This window comes from Streptomyces sp. GDS52, from assembly GCF_052246875.1.
GTDB lineage: Bacteria > Actinomycetota > Actinomycetes > Streptomycetales > Streptomycetaceae > Streptomyces > Streptomyces cathayae.
The window spans coordinates 3,262,934-3,278,202 of record NZ_CM125966.1; the positions used below are offsets into that span (position 1 = coordinate 3,262,934).

General features: G+C 71.0%; 15 protein-coding genes and 1 tRNA gene. 7 read left to right on the forward strand and 9 right to left on the reverse strand.

All coding sequences use genetic code 11. The features are described from left to right. Positions 1-18 precede the first annotated feature (18 nt). Positions 19-201 (forward strand): hypothetical protein, encoded by a 183-nt coding sequence (locus ACTWJ9_RS14775; RefSeq protein WP_279334693.1) that lies wholly within the window; start codon positions 19-21, stop codon positions 199-201. A gap of 37 nt (positions 202-238) precedes the next feature. Here ACTWJ9_RS14775 and ACTWJ9_RS14780 read toward each other — a convergent pair whose 3' ends face one another. The 3 genes from ACTWJ9_RS14780 to nth all read right to left on the reverse strand — a co-directional run bounded on the left by ACTWJ9_RS14780 (position 239) and on the right by nth (position 3,318). Further along, positions 239-1,438, reverse strand: a complete 1,200-nt coding sequence (locus tag ACTWJ9_RS14780; protein WP_279334694.1) for a MarP family serine protease — start codon at positions 1,436-1,438, stop codon at positions 239-241. 118 nt (positions 1,439-1,556) lie between these two features. Beyond that, complete coding sequence (locus ACTWJ9_RS14785; protein WP_279337972.1) at positions 1,557-2,252, reverse strand: NUDIX hydrolase; 696 nt, start codon at positions 2,250-2,252, stop codon at positions 1,557-1,559. 118 nt (positions 2,253-2,370) lie between these two features. Next, the gene (gene nth / locus ACTWJ9_RS14790) at positions 2,371-3,318 is read right to left on the reverse strand and encodes an endonuclease III (RefSeq protein ID WP_279334695.1); all 948 of its coding nucleotides are present in this window, start codon (positions 3,316-3,318) and stop codon (positions 2,371-2,373) included. A 334-nt stretch (positions 3,319-3,652) separates the two neighbouring features. On the opposite strand from nth, the gene ACTWJ9_RS14795 reads away from it, so the two are divergent. Continuing rightward, the gene (locus tag ACTWJ9_RS14795; RefSeq protein ID WP_109377225.1) at positions 3,653-4,327 is read left to right on the forward strand and encodes a Crp/Fnr family transcriptional regulator; all 675 of its coding nucleotides are present in this window, start codon (positions 3,653-3,655) and stop codon (positions 4,325-4,327) included. 173 nt (positions 4,328-4,500) lie between these two features. On the opposite strand, the gene ACTWJ9_RS14800 is transcribed toward ACTWJ9_RS14795, so the two are convergent. From ACTWJ9_RS14800 to ACTWJ9_RS14815, 4 genes are all read right to left on the reverse strand, one after another. Next, the gene (locus ACTWJ9_RS14800; RefSeq protein ID WP_279334696.1) at positions 4,501-5,331 is read right to left on the reverse strand and encodes an MBL fold metallo-hydrolase; all 831 of its coding nucleotides are present in this window, start codon (positions 5,329-5,331) and stop codon (positions 4,501-4,503) included. Then, on the reverse strand, positions 5,328-6,209 hold the full coding sequence (locus tag ACTWJ9_RS14805) for an NUDIX hydrolase (RefSeq protein WP_279334697.1): 882 nt from the start codon (positions 6,207-6,209) through the stop codon (positions 5,328-5,330). The genes ACTWJ9_RS14800 and ACTWJ9_RS14805 overlap by 4 nt, the downstream gene beginning before the upstream one ends. Before the next feature lie 284 nt (positions 6,210-6,493). Continuing rightward, positions 6,494-6,964 carry a RidA family protein gene (locus ACTWJ9_RS14810; RefSeq protein WP_443295816.1) on the reverse strand — a complete coding sequence of 157 codons (471 nt, stop codon included), beginning with the start codon at positions 6,962-6,964 and terminating at the stop codon, positions 6,494-6,496. After that, the gene (locus ACTWJ9_RS14815; RefSeq protein WP_019355547.1) at positions 6,961-7,122 is read right to left on the reverse strand and encodes a DUF4177 domain-containing protein; all 162 of its coding nucleotides are present in this window, start codon (positions 7,120-7,122) and stop codon (positions 6,961-6,963) included. The genes ACTWJ9_RS14810 and ACTWJ9_RS14815 overlap by 4 nt, the downstream gene beginning before the upstream one ends. A gap of 157 nt (positions 7,123-7,279) precedes the next feature. Here ACTWJ9_RS14815 and ACTWJ9_RS14820 point away from each other — a divergent pair, with 157 nt between their 5' ends. Both ACTWJ9_RS14820 and ACTWJ9_RS14825 read left to right on the forward strand, forming a co-directional pair. After that, positions 7,280-8,257, forward strand: coding sequence for an ArsA family ATPase (locus tag ACTWJ9_RS14820; protein ID WP_388707456.1), 978 nt, complete (start codon positions 7,280-7,282; stop codon positions 8,255-8,257). A 184-nt stretch (positions 8,258-8,441) separates the two neighbouring features. Further along, positions 8,442-9,848, forward strand: coding sequence for an ArsA family ATPase (locus tag ACTWJ9_RS14825; protein ID WP_279334700.1), 1,407 nt, complete (start codon positions 8,442-8,444; stop codon positions 9,846-9,848). Between the two features lie 85 nt (positions 9,849-9,933). Here ACTWJ9_RS14825 and wblA read toward each other — a convergent pair whose 3' ends face one another. After that, a complete protein-coding gene (wblA, locus tag ACTWJ9_RS14830; RefSeq protein WP_181383401.1) occupies positions 9,934-10,272 on the reverse strand; it encodes a transcriptional regulator WblA in 339 nt (112 codons plus the stop codon). A gap of 418 nt (positions 10,273-10,690) precedes the next feature. Here wblA and ACTWJ9_RS14835 point away from each other — a divergent pair, with 418 nt between their 5' ends. Next, on the forward strand, positions 10,691-13,015 hold the full coding sequence (locus tag ACTWJ9_RS14835; protein WP_443295817.1) for a transglycosylase domain-containing protein: 2,325 nt from the start codon (positions 10,691-10,693) through the stop codon (positions 13,013-13,015). A gap of 130 nt (positions 13,016-13,145) precedes the next feature. Here ACTWJ9_RS14835 and ACTWJ9_RS14840 read toward each other — a convergent pair whose 3' ends face one another. Next, positions 13,146-13,610 (reverse strand): GatB/YqeY domain-containing protein, encoded by a 465-nt coding sequence (locus ACTWJ9_RS14840; RefSeq protein WP_279334702.1) that lies wholly within the window; start codon positions 13,608-13,610, stop codon positions 13,146-13,148. Positions 13,611-13,763: 153 nt separating this feature from the next. On the opposite strand from ACTWJ9_RS14840, the gene ACTWJ9_RS14845 reads away from it, so the two are divergent. Beyond that, positions 13,764-14,690: a metallophosphoesterase gene (locus ACTWJ9_RS14845; protein WP_387039996.1), complete on the forward strand. Its 927-nt coding sequence runs from the start codon at positions 13,764-13,766 to the stop codon at positions 14,688-14,690. A gap of 143 nt (positions 14,691-14,833) precedes the next feature. Further along, positions 14,834-14,907, forward strand: a tRNA-Pro gene (locus tag ACTWJ9_RS14850). Positions 14,908-15,269 lie beyond the last annotated feature (362 nt).

Genomic DNA, 15,269 nt, shown 5'->3' on the forward strand with positions numbered 1-15,269 from the left:
CGGGGGCACCGTCGGAATATGGGCTGGACGCACGACTACAGTGACGCAGGCCGCGACCGCAGTTCGGCGGGCGGCAGGGGACCCCACCAGCGAGGCGGTGCACCGCACATGGCGGGTACGGACCTCAGGGTGGGGATCCCCCATATCCTCCGCCGCCGGGCCCGCTGGGTCTCGGCACGGCTGCTTCACCCACGCGGGTGATCCGACAGCGGTGCGCGGGCCCTGTCCCGCGCGCCGCTCAGAGCGCGCAACTGTCGCTGTCCACCTGCTGGTTCGCGGCACGGCCCTGGGTGATGTCGTCCTGGATCTCGTCGACGGTGAGCGCGTACCCCGTCTCGGCGTCGTCGAGGGACTTGGCGAACACCACGCCGTAGACCCGACCCTCGGGTGTGAGCAGCGGGCCGCCGGAGTTTCCCTGACGGACCGTCGCGTACAGGGAGTAGACGTCACGGCGGACCGTGCCCCGGTGGTAGATGTCCGGGCCGTTGGCCGTGATCCGCCCCCGGACCCGCGCGGACCTGACGTCGTACGCGCCGTTCTCCGGGAAGCCGGCGACGATGGCGCTGTCCCCGCTGCCCGCGTCGTCGGTCGTGAACCGCAGCGCCGGCGCCTTCAGGTCCGGGACGTCGAGGACCGCGATGTCGCGCTTCCAGTCGTAGAGGACGACCGTCGCGTCGTACTTCCTGCCCTCGCCGCCTATCTGCACGGTCGGCTCGTCGACGCCGCCCACGACGTGCGCGTTGGTCATGACGCGGCGTTCGGAGAACACGAAGCCCGTGCCCTCCAGGACCTTGCCGCACTGCGGTGCGGTGCCCATGACCTTGACGATGGACCGCTGGGCCCGGGCGGCCACGGGGCTGCCGACCAGGGCGGGGTCGGGGGGCTGGACATCGGTGATCGGCTCGTTCGCGAACGGGCTGAAGACCTGCGGGAAGCCGTTCTGCGCGAGGACGGAGGAGAAGTCGGCGAACCAGGTGTCGGCCTGGTCGGGCAGCGCGCGGGAGACACCGAGCAGGACCTTGGAGCCGCGGACCTCCTTGCCGAGCGTCGGCAGCGTCGTACCGGCGAGGGCGGAGCCGATCAGCCAGGCGACCAGGAGCATGGCGACGACGTTGACCAGGACACCGCCGGTCGCGTCGAGCGCCCGGGCCGGGGACCAGGTGATGTGACGGCGCAGTTTGTTGCCGAGGTGCGTGGTCAGCGCCTGGCCGACGGAGGCGCAGACTATGACGACGACGACCGCGACAACGGCCGCGGTCGTGCCGACCTCGGCGTTGTCCGTCAGGACGTCCCAGATGACGGGGAGCAGGTAGACGGCGACGAGACCGCCGCCCAGGAACCCGATCACCGACAGGATGCCGACGACGAACCCCTGGCGGTAGCCGACGATCGCGAACCAGACGGCGGCGACCAGCAACAGGATGTCCAGCACGTTCACTGCTTCCAGCCTCGCCTCGTCACTCCGGTCGCTCCCGTCCGGCCGGAGTCCGGAGGCGTACGGCACGAACCACCGTCGTCACCAGCCCCCGTACCGCAACGGCACCGCGCCCACCCTGTCATGACCTCTGGTCCAGCGGGACCCGCTTGTCCCGGTCCCAGGGGCGCTCCCACCCCGCGTAGTGGAGCAGCCGGTCGATGACCCCGGCCGTGAAACCCCAGACAAGAGCCGATTCGACCAGGAACGCCGGGCCTTGGTGGCCGCTGGGATGGACCGCGGTCGCCCGGTTGCCCGGATCGGTGAGATCCGCCACCGGGACCGTGAAGACCCGGGCGGTCTCGTTGGGATCCACGACGCCGACCGGGCTGGGGACCCGCCACCAGCCCAGCACCGGGGTGACGACGAATCCGCTGACGGGGATGTAGAGCTTGGGCAGGACACCGAAGAGCTGGACACCGGCCGGATCGAGCCCGGTCTCCTCCTCGGCCTCGCGCAGCGCGGCCCACAACGGCCCGTCGGCCAGCGGGTCGCCGTCCTCGGGGTCGAGGGCGCCACCGGGGAAGGCCGGCTGCCCGGCATGCGAACGCAGCGCCGCCGAGCGCTCCATGAGCAGCAGTTCCGGACCGTACGCGCCCTCGCCGAACAGGATCAGGACCGCGGACTGGCGCCCCGAGCCGTTCGCCGGCGGCAGGAAGCGGCTCAACTGCCCCGGCGCGACCGTCTCCGCCGCCCGTACCACCGGGTCCAGCCAGGAGGGCAGACCCTCCTGGCTGAGCGTCGCCCGGCCACCCCGGATATCGCCCGCCCGCATCATCGCCACCCCCGTCGTCCCGCCCCCTGCCCGTCCGCTCCCGGCGACAGGTCCAACGCCCGGCGGCCCCTGGAACGTTCCACCAAAGATCGTTCCACCCGCGGCCGCCGGGTATGCCCCGTCATCCGGCGCCCAGCGGCGGGGCCGGCCGGCCGCCCGCGTCGAGGTAGGCCTGCGGGGGGTTCAGACGCTGGCCCGGGAAACCGCCCTTCTCGTACTTCAGCAGCTTCTGCGCCTTCTCCGGGTCCGTCTCCCCCTCGCCGTACGCCGGGCAGAGCGGGGCGACGGGGCAGGCTCCGCAGGCGGGCTTGCGGGCGTGACAGATGCGGCGGCCGTGCCAGACCACATGGTGCGAGAGATCGGTCCAGTCACTCTTCGGGAAGAGCGCGCCGACGGCCGCCTCGATCTTGTCGGGGTCGGTCTCCTGCGTCCACTTCCAACGGCGCACCAGGCGCTGGAAGTGCGTGTCCACGGTGATCCCCGGGCGGCCGAAGGCGTTGCCGAGGACGACGAAGGCCGTCTTGCGGCCCACACCGGGCAGCCTGACGAGATCCTCGAGCCGCCCCGGCACCTCGCCGCCGAACTCCTCCGCCAGCATCTTCGAAAGGCCTATCACCGACCTGGTCTTGGCCCGGAAGAACCCGGTGGGGCGGAGGATCTCCTCCACCTCCTCCGGGACGGCGGCGGCCAGGTCCTCGGGGGTGGGGTACTTCGCGAAGAGGGCGGGGGTCGTCTGGTTGACCCGCAGGTCGGTGGTCTGGGCGGACAGGACCGTGGCGACCACCAGTTGGAAGGGGTTCTCGAAGTCCAGCTCGGGGTGGGCGTACGGGTACAGCTCGGCGAGCTCCCGGTTGATCCGCCGGGCCCGGCGGACCAGCGCGGTACGCGACTCGGCCCCGGGCCGCCCGGCGGCGGCCTTCTTCGCGGACGCCGCCTTCTTCCCGGGCTTCTTCCCGGGCGCGGGGCTCTGCGCGGACGCCGTCTTCCGCGCAGGCGCGGAGCCCTTCGCGGAGGCGGGCCTCACCTCGGCCGCCGCTTCGCTCGCACTCGCGGTCGAATCCTTCTTCACCGGTGCCTTCTTTGTCGGTTTCGCCGTTTCCCCACCGCCGCCGGAGCCCTGTTCGCCCACAGCGGAATCATGATGTACCGCCACCCGCGCAGCCCCCTGAGCACGCACTCCCACCGGCGATTTGGACACCCGACCAGCCTACGGCCCGGCACCGACATCCGCCCCGGCCCCTGAAGATCAGCGCCCAATTGGACCCCTGCCGCTTACCCGGGCACACCTGTGCGGCATCCTTGTGACAGATCACACTGTTTGGACTGTCCGGCAAAATGGGCACCTCGGTCCCCTGGTACGCGGGGAACAAGATCCCCTGAGCAGGTCGACAAGGAGAGAACACGTGGACGACGTTCTGCGGCGGAACCCGCTCTTCGCGGCGCTCGATGACGAGCAGGCCGCGGAGCTTCGCGCCTCGCTGAGCGAGGTGACCCTCGCACGGGGCGACTCCCTGTTCCACGAGGGCGACCCCGGAGACCGGCTCTACGTGGTCACCGAGGGCAAGGTCAAGCTCCACCGGACCTCCCCCGACGGCCGCGAGAACATGCTGGCCGTCGTCGGCCCCGGCGAGCTCATCGGTGAGCTGTCGCTCTTCGACCCGGGCCCGCGCACCGCGACCGCCACGGCGCTGACCGAGGTCAAGCTGCTCGCCCTGGGCCACAGCGACCTCCAGCCCTGGCTGAACGCCCGCCCCGAGGTGGCCACGGCGCTGCTGCGGGCCGTCGCGCGCCGGCTGCGCAAGACCAACGACGCCATGTCGGACCTGGTCTTCTCCGACGTCCCGGGCCGGGTCGCCCGCGCCCTGCTGGACCTCTCCCGCCGCTTCGGGGTGCAGTCCGAGGAGGGCATCCACGTCGTCCACGACCTCACGCAGGAGGAGCTGGCCCAGCTGGTCGGCGCGTCCCGCGAGACGGTCAACAAGGCCCTGGCGGACTTCGCGCAGCGCGGCTGGCTCCGTCTGGAGGCCCGCGCGGTGATCCTCCTGGACGTCGAGCGCCTCGCGAAGCGCTCCCGCTGACGGGATTCCCGGCACGCGTGCCGAAAGCCCCGGTGCCCCGCAGGCCTCAGCGCCTGCCGGGCGCCGGGGCTTTCGGGTGAAGCCCCGTACCCCGCCGGACGAGCCCGTGCCCCACCGAGTGAACCGCGCCCCACCGGGTGAGCCGTGCTCGCGCCGACCGAGCCCGCGCCCCGCTAGATGAGCCCGTGTTCCCGCAGGTATTCCAGTTGCGCGCGGACCGACAGTTCCGCGGCCGGCCACAGGGAGCGGTCCACGTCGGCGTAGACGTGGGCGACGACCTCGGACGGGGCGAGCAGGCCGTTCTCGACGGCCGTCTCCACCTGGGCGAGGCGGTGGGCCCGGTGCGCCAGGTAGTACTCGACCGCGCCCTGGGCGTCCTCCAGCACGGGCCCGTGGCCGGGCAGGACCGTGTGGACGCCGTCGTCGACCGTGAGCGAGCGCAGGCGGCGCAGGGTGTCCAGGTAGTCGCCGAGGCGGCCGTCGGGGTGGGACACGACGGTCGTACCGCGTCCCAGGACGGTGTCGCCGGTGAGGACGGCCCCGTCGGCCGGCAGGTGGAAGGACAGGGAGTCGGCGGTGTGGCCGGGGGTGGGGACGACCCGCAGTTCCAGACCGCCCACGTCGATGACGTCCCCGCCGGACAGGCCCTCGTCCCCCAGCCGCAGCTCCGGGTCCAGCGCCCGTACCTTCGTGCCGGTCAGCTCGGCGAAGCGGGTGGCGCCCTCGGCGTGGTCGGGGTGACCGTGCGTCAGCAGGATGAGGGCGACGCGCTTGCCGGCCCGCTCGGCCGTGTCGACGACGCTGTGCAGATGCCCCTCGTCCAGCGGGCCGGGGTCGACGACGACCGCCCGCGCGGAGCCGGGTTCCGAGAGGATCCAGGTGTTGGTGCCGTCCAGGGTCATGGCCGAGGCGTTCGGAGCCAGGACGTTGACCGCGCGCGCGGTGGCGGGTCCGGAGAGGACCCCGCCGCGCGGTTGGCCGGGAAGGGCTGCCGCGTCCGTCATGCGGGTGCTCCACCGGTCGGGATGTGCTGGGTGAACTCGTCGTGCCCGGGCCAGGACAGCACGATCTTCTCCTCCTCCAGGCGCGCGGTGGCCAGTACCGGCGTGAGGTCCCGCGCGGACGCCGCGTCGAGCGCCTGCGCCGCCGCCGGGTACACCGCCAGCTGGCGCAGGGTCGCGATCGTCGGCGGCATCATCAGCAGCTCGCCCCGGTCGTACGCGGCGGCCGCCTCGCGCGGGGCGATCCACACCGTGCGGTCGGCCTCCGTGGAGGCGTTGCGGGTGCGCTGCCCCTCGGGGAGCGCGGCGACGAAGAACCAGGTGTCGTAGCGGCGGGGCTCGAACTCCGGGGTGATCCACCGGGTCCACGCGCCGAGCAGGTCCGAGCGCAGGACCAGCCCTCGGCGGTCGAGGAACTCCGCGAAGGACGTCCTCCGCTCGACGAGCGCCGCGCGGTCCGCCTCCCAGTCCGCGCCCGTGGTGTCACCGACCACGGAGTCGGGCGTCGGACCGGCGAGCAGCACACCGGCCTCCTCGTACGTCTCGCGTACGGCGGCGCAGACGATCGCCTGGGCGTCGGTCTCCTCGACGCCGAGCCGGTCCGCCCACCACGCGCGCGGGGGGCCCGCCCAGCGGACGTGGTGGTCGTCGTCCCGCGGGTCGACGCCGCCGCCGGGGTAGGCGTAGGCGCCTCCGGCGAAGGCCATGGAGGCGCTTCGGCGCAGCATGTGGACGGCGCAGCCGTCACCGGCGTCCCTCAGGAGCATCACGGTGGCGGCCCGCTTGGCCGGGACCGGGGTGAGGGTGCCCTCCGCGAGCGCGCGGATGCGGACCGGCCACTCGGGTGGGTACCACTGCCCACCAGCCTGCGCATTCACCATGGCCGGAGGCTATCCCGGGACGGGCGGATGTTCGAGTGGCCGGCGGGAGAAGAAGAGGAGGGAAGGGCAAGGGGAGGGAAGGGGGCGGAAGCGGATGAAAGCGGGTGAAAGCAGGTGAGAGGGCGCGCGGTCCCGGGAAGCGGCAGGGGAACGCGGCGAGGAGGGGTGGCGGACCCGGCGGCCCGCACGGGCCACGCGGCCCTCCGCCGAGCCCGGGCCCGCCCCCGCCTTCGCCGGACGCGTCGGACGCGCGCTGCCTGCCCGCGTCCGTCAGCGTGCGTCCGTCAGGCCTCGTCCGTCAGCTCCACCTGGATCTCGACCTCCACCGGCGCGTCGAGGGGCAGTACCGCGACGCCCACCGCGCTGCGGGCGTGGACGCCCTTGTCGCCGAGGACCTCGACCAGCAGCTCGCTCGCACCGTTGAGGACGCCCGGCTGGCCCGTGAAGTCCGCGGCCGAGGCCACGAACCCGACGACCTTCACCACGCGCGCGACGCGGTCCAGATCACCGGCGACGGACTTCACGGCGGCGAGGGCGTTCAGCGCACAGGTGCGCGCCAGCTCCCTCGCCTCCTCGGCCGTGACCTCGGCACCGACCTTTCCGGTCAGCGGAAGCTCGCCGTCCACCATGGGAAGCTGGCCGGCGGTGTGCACGTACCGCCCCGACCGCACGGCCGGGCAGTACGCGGCCAGCGGCGGGACGACCTCCGGGAGGCTCAGGCCGAGTTCGGCCAGTCTGACCTCGACCGCGCTCACGCCTGCTTCTCCCGCTTCAGGTAGGCGACCAGCTGCTCGGGGTTGTTCGGGCCCGGCACGACCTGCACGAGCTCCCAGCCGTCCTCGCCCCAGGTGTCCAGAATCTGCTTCGTGGCGTGGACCAGCAGCGGAACCGTGGAGTACTCCCATTTCGTCATGCGGCGACTCTAGCCGTTGCCGTCCCCCGCGCGGGAAGCACGGGAAGTCTGGAAAGCCCGGGAAACCCAGGGGCCCCGAGTGCCCGGGAGCACGGGAAGCCCGGCAACTCGCCCCCGGAGCCGCCGGGGCGCGCGGGGAGCAATTAGGCTCAAAGGCGTGAGCAGGCTTCAGGTGGTCAGTGGCAAGGGCGGAACCGGCAAGACCACGGTGGCCGCGGCCCTCGCGCTGGCCCTGGCCACGGAGGGGAAGCGGACGCTTCTCGTCGAGGTCGAGGGTCGCCAGGGCATCGCGCAGGTCTTCGAGACGGAGGCGCTGCCGTACGAGGAGCGGAAGATCGCCGTCGCTCCCGGGGGCGGGGAGGTGCATGCCCTCGCCATAGACGCCGAGCGGGCCCTTCTGGACTACCTCCAGATGTTCTACAAGCTGGGCAGCGCCGGGCGGGCGCTGAAGAAGCTCGGCGCGATCGACTTCGCGACCACCATCGCGCCCGGTGTGCGGGACGTCCTGCTGACCGGCAAGGCGTGCGAGGCGGTGCGGCGCAAGGACCGCACCGGGCGGTTCGTCTACGACTACGTCGTGATGGACGCCCCGCCGACCGGGCGCATCACCCGTTTCCTCAACGTCAACGACGAGGTCGCCGGGCTCGCGAAGATCGGGCCGATACACAATCAGGCCCAGGCCGTGATGCGGGTGCTGAAATCACCGGAGACGGCGGTGCACCTGGTCGCCCTGTTGGAGGAGATGCCGGTCCAGGAGACCGTGGACGGCATCGCCGAGCTGCGGGGGGCCCGGCTCCCGGTGGGGCGGATCATCGTGAACATGGTGCGGCCCGAGGTGCTGGACGCGACCGACCTGGAACTCATGGGGGCGGTCGAACGTTCCTCTGTCGCGCGGGCACTGTCGTCCGCCGGTCTCGGCGGCGCGCGGCGCGGCGGGCACGCCGAGCAGCTGGTGGACCCGTTGCTCGCGCAGGCCAAGGAGTACGCCGAGCGGTACACGCTGGAGGCCGAACAGCGCGCCGCGCTGGCCGAGGTGGGCCTGCCCCTGCACGAGCTGCCGCTGCTCGCGGAGGGCATGGACCTGGCGGGCCTGTACGAACTGGCCGAGGAACTCCGCGCGCAGGGCGTGTCATGACCGGCGGAGACCTGCCCATGTCCGCGGCCATATCCGCATCCGTGCCCGTACCCGGCGGGAACGCTCCCGGCGTTCCCGTCATGCCCGCCGCTCCCGTCAGATCCGCCATGCCCACCACGCCCGCCACGCCCATCAGGTCCGCCACGCCCGTCACGAGTCGGAAGTATCGGAAGCAGGGGATGTCATGAGCCGTCACCCGGAACCGGCCCACCCGGTCCACCCGGCCCGCCACCACCTCTCCCCCGTGCGCACGCTCGACATCGACCCGCTGATCGAGGACCGGGCCACCCGGATCGTGGTGTGCTGCGGCTCGGGCGGGGTCGGCAAGACGACCACCGCCGCGGCCCTGGGACTGCGCGCGGCCGAACGGGGACGCAAGGTGGTCGTCCTCACCATCGACCCCGCCCGCCGGCTCGCCCAGTCCATGGGCATCGACTCGCTCGACAACGTCCCCCGCCGGGTGAAGGGCATCGACGACTCCGCCGGCGGCGAACTGCACGCCATGATGCTCGACATGAAGCGCACCTTCGACGAGATCGTCGAGGCGCACGCGGACCCGGAGCGCGCCTCCGCGATCCTCGGCAACCCCTTCTACCAGTCCCTCTCGGCGGGCTTCGCGGGCACGCAGGAGTACATGGCGATGGAGAAGCTGGGGCAGCTGCGGGCCCGCGACGAGTGGGACCTCATCGTCGTCGACACGCCGCCCTCCCGCTCCGCACTGGACTTCCTGGACGCGCCCAAGCGGCTCGGCTCCTTCCTCGACGGCAAACTCATCCGCGTCCTGCTGACCCCGGCGAAGGTCGGCGGTCGTGCGGGGATGAAGTTCCTGAACGTCGGGATGTCCATGATGACCGGCGTCCTGGGCAAGGTGCTCGGGGGGCAACTGCTGCGGGACGTCCAGACGTTCGTGGCGGCGATGGACTCCATGTTCGGCGGGTTCCGTACGCGCGCGGACGCCACGTTCAAACTGCTCCAGGCGCCCGGGACGGCGTTCCTGGTGGTCGCGGCCCCGGAGCGGGACGCACTGCGCGAGGCCGCGTACTTCGTGGAACGGCTGGCCGCGGAGGACATGCCGCTGGCCGGTCTGGTGCTCAACCGGGTCCACGGCAGCGGCGCCGACCGGCTGTCGGCCGAGCGGGCACTCGCCGCCGCGGAAAATCTTGAGGACTCCCGCATTGTGGATCAGGAGGACGGGAAAGCTGGAGTTCGTAACTCCCCTGACACACACACCAGTTCAGACGTCCCCGACGGAGGCTCCCCCGCCACCGCGGACGACACGGACACGGACACCAGCACCACCGAGACCAGCACAGACACCGACGGGGTGGACGCGGAGCGGTCCGTCGACCAGCTCACCGCGGGCCTGCTGCGACTGCACGTCGAGCGGATGCGGCTGCTCTCCCGCGAGCAGCGCACACGCGACCGCTTCACCGCGCTCCATCCCGAGGTGGCGGTGACGGAAGTGGCCGCGCTGCCCGGCGACGTGCACGACCTCGCAGGCCTGCGGGACATCGGCGACCGGCTCGCGACCAACAGGCCGGAGCTGCCCGAGACACCCGAGGCGCCCGCCCCACCCGAGGCAACCGCCTGACGCACGCCGACCCGCCCCACGCCGGGACGGCCCAAGGCGCCCCGACACAGCCCGAGACGCCCCGCCGAGGACCCCCCGAGAGCCCTCAGCTCACCGCCGCGTAGTTCGCGTACACCTCGTCGTCGTCGAGGGGCACGACGCCCGTCCCCCGCTCGTACTCCGTGCGCGCGGTCTCCAGCAGCCGGCGCCAGGACGTCACGGTGGGCCGCCGGCGCAGCAGTGCGCGGCGTTCACGTTCCGTCATGCCTCCCCACACGCCGAACTCGACGCGGTTGTCGAGCGCGTCGGCCAGGCACTCGGTACGCACCGGGCAGCCGGTGCACACCGCCTTGGCCCTGTTCTGCGCTGCTCCTTGAACGAACAGTTCATCCGGATCAGTAGTGCGGCAGGCGGCCTGCGCACTCCAGTCGGTAACCCAGCCCATACCGGCGCCGTCCTCTCCCGAATCGAGGCTCCCCCACGGCGGCAGCGGCATATTCACCGCCGCCAGTTGAGGACGTTACGGAAGGTGGGCACAGCGCAACACCCCCAGCGGGCCCAATCTTGAATGGCCCGAACGGACTATGGGTAAGCGGCAGATCACCCAGGGGAGTGACCTGGCGACATGCGCGACAACCCCGACGTTTCGGGTCAGTTCCATTGCGCCACAACGGACACCGAGTGACACACGAGGCGGATCCGGACACGCACCCACCACACCCCGACGAAGAAAGTCGAGAAGATCCGGAACGATTCGGGGTCGCCGGACGTATTGATACGTGGCCTCGCTGCTGTGACAGTTGTGAGCAGCTTAGGCCAAGGCCTGTACGCCTGTCCGGTAAATGAGAACGTAGGCTGCTCCCATGCCAAAGAAGCGCTCGGGCGGTGGTCTGTCGTCAACGCAGCAGGCCGCCAAGTTCCTCGGTGTCAGTGTCCTCGCGGGTGCCGTCCTGGCCGGTATCGCACTGCCCGCCGTGGGTGCGCTGGGCCTGGCCGCCAAGGGCTCGGTGGAGAGTTTCGACGAGCTCCCCGCCAACCTCAAGACGCCCCCGCTGAGCCAGCGCACCACCATCCTGGACGCGAAGGGCGGTCAGATCGCCACCGTCTACTCGCGCGACCGCACGGTGGTCGACCTCAAGGACATCTCGCCGTACCTCCAGAAGGCGATCGTCGCGATCGAGGACTCCCGCTTCTACGAGCACGGAGCGGTCGACCTGAAGGGCGTGCTGCGCGCGATGAACCGCAACGCGCAGAGCGGCGGTGTCTCCCAGGGCGCGTCCACCCTGACGCAGCAGTACGTGAAGAACGTCTTCGTGGAGGAGGCCGGCGACGACGCGACGAAGGTCGCGCAGGCCACCCAGCAGACGATCGGCCGCAAGATCCGCGAGCTGAAGTTCGCGATCCAGGTCGAGGAGGAGCTGGGCAAGAAGAAGATCCTCGAGAACTACCTGAACATCACGTTCTTCGGCCAGCAGGCCTACGGTGTCGAGGCCGCCGCCCAGCGCTACTTCTCCAAGTCCGCCAAGGACCTCAACCTCCAGGAGGCCGCCCTCCTCGCCGGCCTCGTCCAGTCGCCGAGCCGGTACGACCCGGTCAACGACGAGACGGAGGCCACCAAGCGGCGCAACGTCGTCCTGGCGCGGATGGCCCAGGTCGGCGACATCTCCCAGGAGGAGGCCGCCGAGGCGTCGAAGGCACCGCTGGGACTGAAGGTCAGCAAGCCGAACAACGGCTGCATCACGGCGGTCGCCGATTCGGCCTTCTTCTGTGACTACGTACGCGAGGTGTTCCTGAGCGACCCGGTCTTCGGGAAGAAGAAGGAGGACCGGGCCAAGATCTGGAACCAGGGCGGTCTGACGATCCGGACCACCCTCGACCCCCAGGCACAGCGGTCGGTCCACACCTCGCTCAAGGGGCACGTCAACAAGGGCGACTCGGTCGCCGCGGCGATCACCCTGGTCGAGCCCGGCACCGGCAAGGTCCTCGGCATGGGCCAGTCGAAGCCCTACGGCTACGACAAGAACGAGACCGAGATCAACTATTCGGTCGACCACAGCATGGGCGGCTCCAACTTCGGCTTCCCGACCGGTTCGACGTTCAAGCCCTTCGTCGCGGCGGCCGCGCTCGAGGAGGGGCGACCGCCCATCCAGGAGTACTCGTCGCCGTACGAGATGCCCTACCCCGACCCCGTCCAGACGTGCAGTGGCAAGCCCTGGATGAACCAGGAGGGTGCCACCGTCCCCAACGAGGACAGGTCGGAGGTCGGCCCGTACCGGTTGAAGGAGGCGATGGCCCTCTCGGTCAACACCTACTTCGTGCAGATGGTCGCCGACATCGGCCTGTGCCCGTTGGTGAAGATGACGGACGCCCTGCACGTCGTGGAGGGCAACGGCCAGAAGCTTCCGGAGGTCCCCGCCGTCTCCCTCGGCTCCAGGGGCGTCGCCCCGCTGACGATGGCCTCCGCGTACGCCGCCTTCGCCTCCCGTGGCATGTACTGCACGCCGGTCGTCATCGAGTCGATCACCCAGAAGGTCGGCGAGCAGCAGAAGTCGCTGGAGGTACCGAAGTCGACGTGCTCGCGGGCGATGAGCGAGAAGACCGCGGACACGGTGAACACCCTGCTGCAGGGTGTGGTCGACTCCGGTACGGGCCAGGCGTCCGGCCTCACGGACCGCGCCAACGCCGGCAAGACGGGAACGACGGACGAGCGCAAGAACGCCTGGTTCGTCGGCTACACGCCGAACCTGTCGGGAGCGGTCTGGGTCGGCAGCGCCACCCAGCAGGTCAAGATGGTCAACATCAACGTCGGGGGCACCTACCACGCCAAGGTCTACGGCGGCTCGGTGCCGGGCCCCATCTGGCGGGACGCGATGACCGGCGCCCTCTCGGGCAAGGGCTCCCCGTCCTTCAACCTCGTCCACATCCCGGAACCCGAAAAGGAAAAGCCCGACAAGGACCGTGACCGTGACGACAAGGACGGCGACGACCGTGGCGACGGCAACCGCGGCAACGGCGGCCGTAGCGGCGGCAACGACGGTTTCATCGGCGGCCTGACCGGCGGCGGCAACGGCGGCCAGAACAGCAACGGTGGTCAGAACGGCGGCGGCGGAGCCGAACCGGACCCGACCTTCTCCCTCCCCGAGGGCTTCTTCCAGGGCCAGGGCAACGGCCCGGGCGGCCGACGCTGACGGCCCGCGCCCCTGGTCCGACGACAGCGGAGGGCCCCTCCTTCCCTCGCGGGAAGGAGGGGCCCTCCGCTGTCGTCCGCCGTACCCGACCGACCCGGACCGACCGACCCGGACCGATCGGACCGGCAGATCAGCCGGCGAGCAGCTTCTTCACCGCGGCGGCCACCCGGCCGCCTTCGGCCTGCCCTGCCACCTTGGGGTTGACGATCTTCATGACCGCACCCATGGCCCGCGGGCCCTCGGCGCCCGCCGCCTGCGCCTCCTCGACGGCCTGGGCGACGATCGCGTCCAGCTCCTCGTCGGACATCGGCCGGGGCAGGTACCGGGCCAGCAGCTCGCCCTCCGCCTTCTCCCGCTCGGCCTGCTCGGGACGCCCGCCCTGCGCGAAGGCGTCCGCCGCCTCACGGCGCTTCTTCGCCTCACGGGTGATCACCTTGAGCACCTCGTCGTCGGAGAGCTGACGCTTCTCCTTGCCCGCGACCTCCTCCTTGGTGATCGCGGTGAGCGTCAGTCGGAGCGTCGAGGAACTGAGCTCGTCGCGCTCCCTGATCGCAACGTTGAGGTCGTCCTGCAGCTTGGACTTGAGCGTGGTCATGCCTTGATTGTCGCAGGAACAGGCGGAAAGACGCCCGTACATTTAACGCCTGCCGCTCCAGGAGGCGTTCGGACGAACCCGCAAGCCCTGCCGCAGCTCCGGGGAGAAGGGACCGCGGGACGCCCCCGCCCCCGGGTCTGACACGATGGGCGTATGCGCGCGCGATACGGAATCCCCCTGGGAATCACGGCGGCCGGTGCCGCCGGTCTGGTGTACGCGGCGGGCTTCGAGGCCCGCTCCTTCCGGCTGCGACGGGTGACGATCCCCGTCCTGCCCGCCGGGATGCGCCCCCTGCGCGTGCTGCAGGTCTCCGACATCCACCTGGTGAGCGGCCAGCGCAAGAAGCAGCGCTGGCTGCGTTCGCTGGCGGGCCTGCGCCCCGACTTCGTGATCAACACGGGCGACAACCTGTCCGACCCCGAGGGCGTACCGGAGGTCCTGGACGCACTGGGCCCGCTGATGGAGTTCCCGGGCGCGTACGTCTTCGGCTCCAACGACTACTACGGCCCCAAGCTGCGCAACCCCGCCCGCTACCTGATCGAGAAGGCCACCGGCCGGCACGGCCTGAACGGCAACGCCCCGGCCGTCGGCGTGATCCACAACCCGTGGGAGGACCTGCGGGACGGTTTCGACGGCGCGGGCTGGCTGAACCTCACGAACACCAGGGGCACCCTGAAGGTCGAGGGCGTCGCGGTCGAGCTGACCGGCCTGGACGACCCGCACATCAAGCGGGACCGCTACACGGAGGTGGCGGGCGGCCCGTCGAACGCGGCGGACTTCTCGATGGGCGTCGTCCACGCCCCCTACCTGCGCGTCCTGGACTCCTTCACGTCCGACGGCTACCCCCTGGTCCTGGCCGGTCACACCCACGGCGGCCAGCTCTGCATCCCCTTCTACGGCGCCCTGGTCACCAACTGCGACCTGGACACCGACCGGGTGAAGGGCCTGTCCACCCACACGTCCGAGGGCCGCACCTCCTACCTCCACGTCTCCGCGGGCTGCGGCACCAACCGCTACACCCCGGTCCGCTTCGCCTGCCCCCCGGAGGCGACGCTGATGACCCTGGTGAGCCGGGAGTAGCGGAGCACCTGTGTCCCGCGGGGGCCGACGGCACCGGTCGGCGCCGTCGGCCCCCGCGTGTCCAGCCGTGGCACCCAAACCGGATTTCGCCTCTGGCCACCGGTGGGCTAAAGTAAACGTCGTCGCCGCGAGAGCAGCGACACCGGGGTGTGGCGCAGCTTGGCAGCGCGCTTCGTTCGGGACGAAGAGGTCGTGGGTTCAAATCCCGCCACCCCGACAGTGAAGTACCAGGTCAGGGGCCTGATCCGCTCAGCGGGTCGGGCCCCTGAGTGGTTCCGGGGACCGTCTTGGGAGCTATTTGGGAGCCAAACCCGGTAGACGGCTCGCCATCCCCTGGGCCGGACTATCGGTGCCTTGCCCTCGCGTCGATGCAAGATGGCGGTTCGGGCAAGCCACCCCACTGGGTCAGGCAGCAGTGTCGAGCAGTGGGCATTCGATGGTGGCGGAGGACGACCTAGCGAGGGCGAGCCGCCGCCCCTACACGCCCAGCGGATCAAGTCACCTGGTTCTCAAATGGCCTTTCGGTATCGGAGGGGGTGTTCAGGTGATAGATCTGTGACGTGCTGTCTGCCCATCAGC

Excerpts from the sequence above, each read along its gene's own strand:
- ACTWJ9_RS14775 (WP_279334693.1), top strand. The coding sequence starts at position 19 with ATGGGCTGGACGCACGACTACAGTGACGCAGGCCGCGACCGCAGTTCG.
- ACTWJ9_RS14785 (WP_279337972.1), bottom strand. The coding sequence starts at position 2,252 with ATGATGCGGGCGGGCGATATCCGGGGTGGCCGGGCGACGCTCAGCCAG.
- ACTWJ9_RS14800 (WP_279334696.1), bottom strand. The coding sequence starts at position 5,331 with ATGACGGACGCGGCAGCCCTTCCCGGCCAACCGCGCGGCGGGGTCCTC.
- ACTWJ9_RS14805 (WP_279334697.1), bottom strand. The coding sequence starts at position 6,209 with ATGGTGAATGCGCAGGCTGGTGGGCAGTGGTACCCACCCGAGTGGCCG.
- ACTWJ9_RS14815 (WP_019355547.1), bottom strand. The coding sequence starts at position 7,122 with ATGACGAAATGGGAGTACTCCACGGTTCCGCTGCTGGTCCACGCCACG.
- ACTWJ9_RS14825 (WP_279334700.1), top strand. The coding sequence starts at position 8,442 with ATGAGCCGTCACCCGGAACCGGCCCACCCGGTCCACCCGGCCCGCCAC.
- wblA (WP_181383401.1), bottom strand. The coding sequence starts at position 10,272 with ATGGGCTGGGTTACCGACTGGAGTGCGCAGGCCGCCTGCCGCACTACT.
- ACTWJ9_RS14835 (WP_443295817.1), top strand. The coding sequence starts at position 10,691 with ATGCCAAAGAAGCGCTCGGGCGGTGGTCTGTCGTCAACGCAGCAGGCC.
- ACTWJ9_RS14840 (WP_279334702.1), bottom strand. The coding sequence starts at position 13,610 with ATGACCACGCTCAAGTCCAAGCTGCAGGACGACCTCAACGTTGCGATC.
- ACTWJ9_RS14845 (WP_387039996.1), top strand. The coding sequence starts at position 13,764 with ATGCGCGCGCGATACGGAATCCCCCTGGGAATCACGGCGGCCGGTGCC.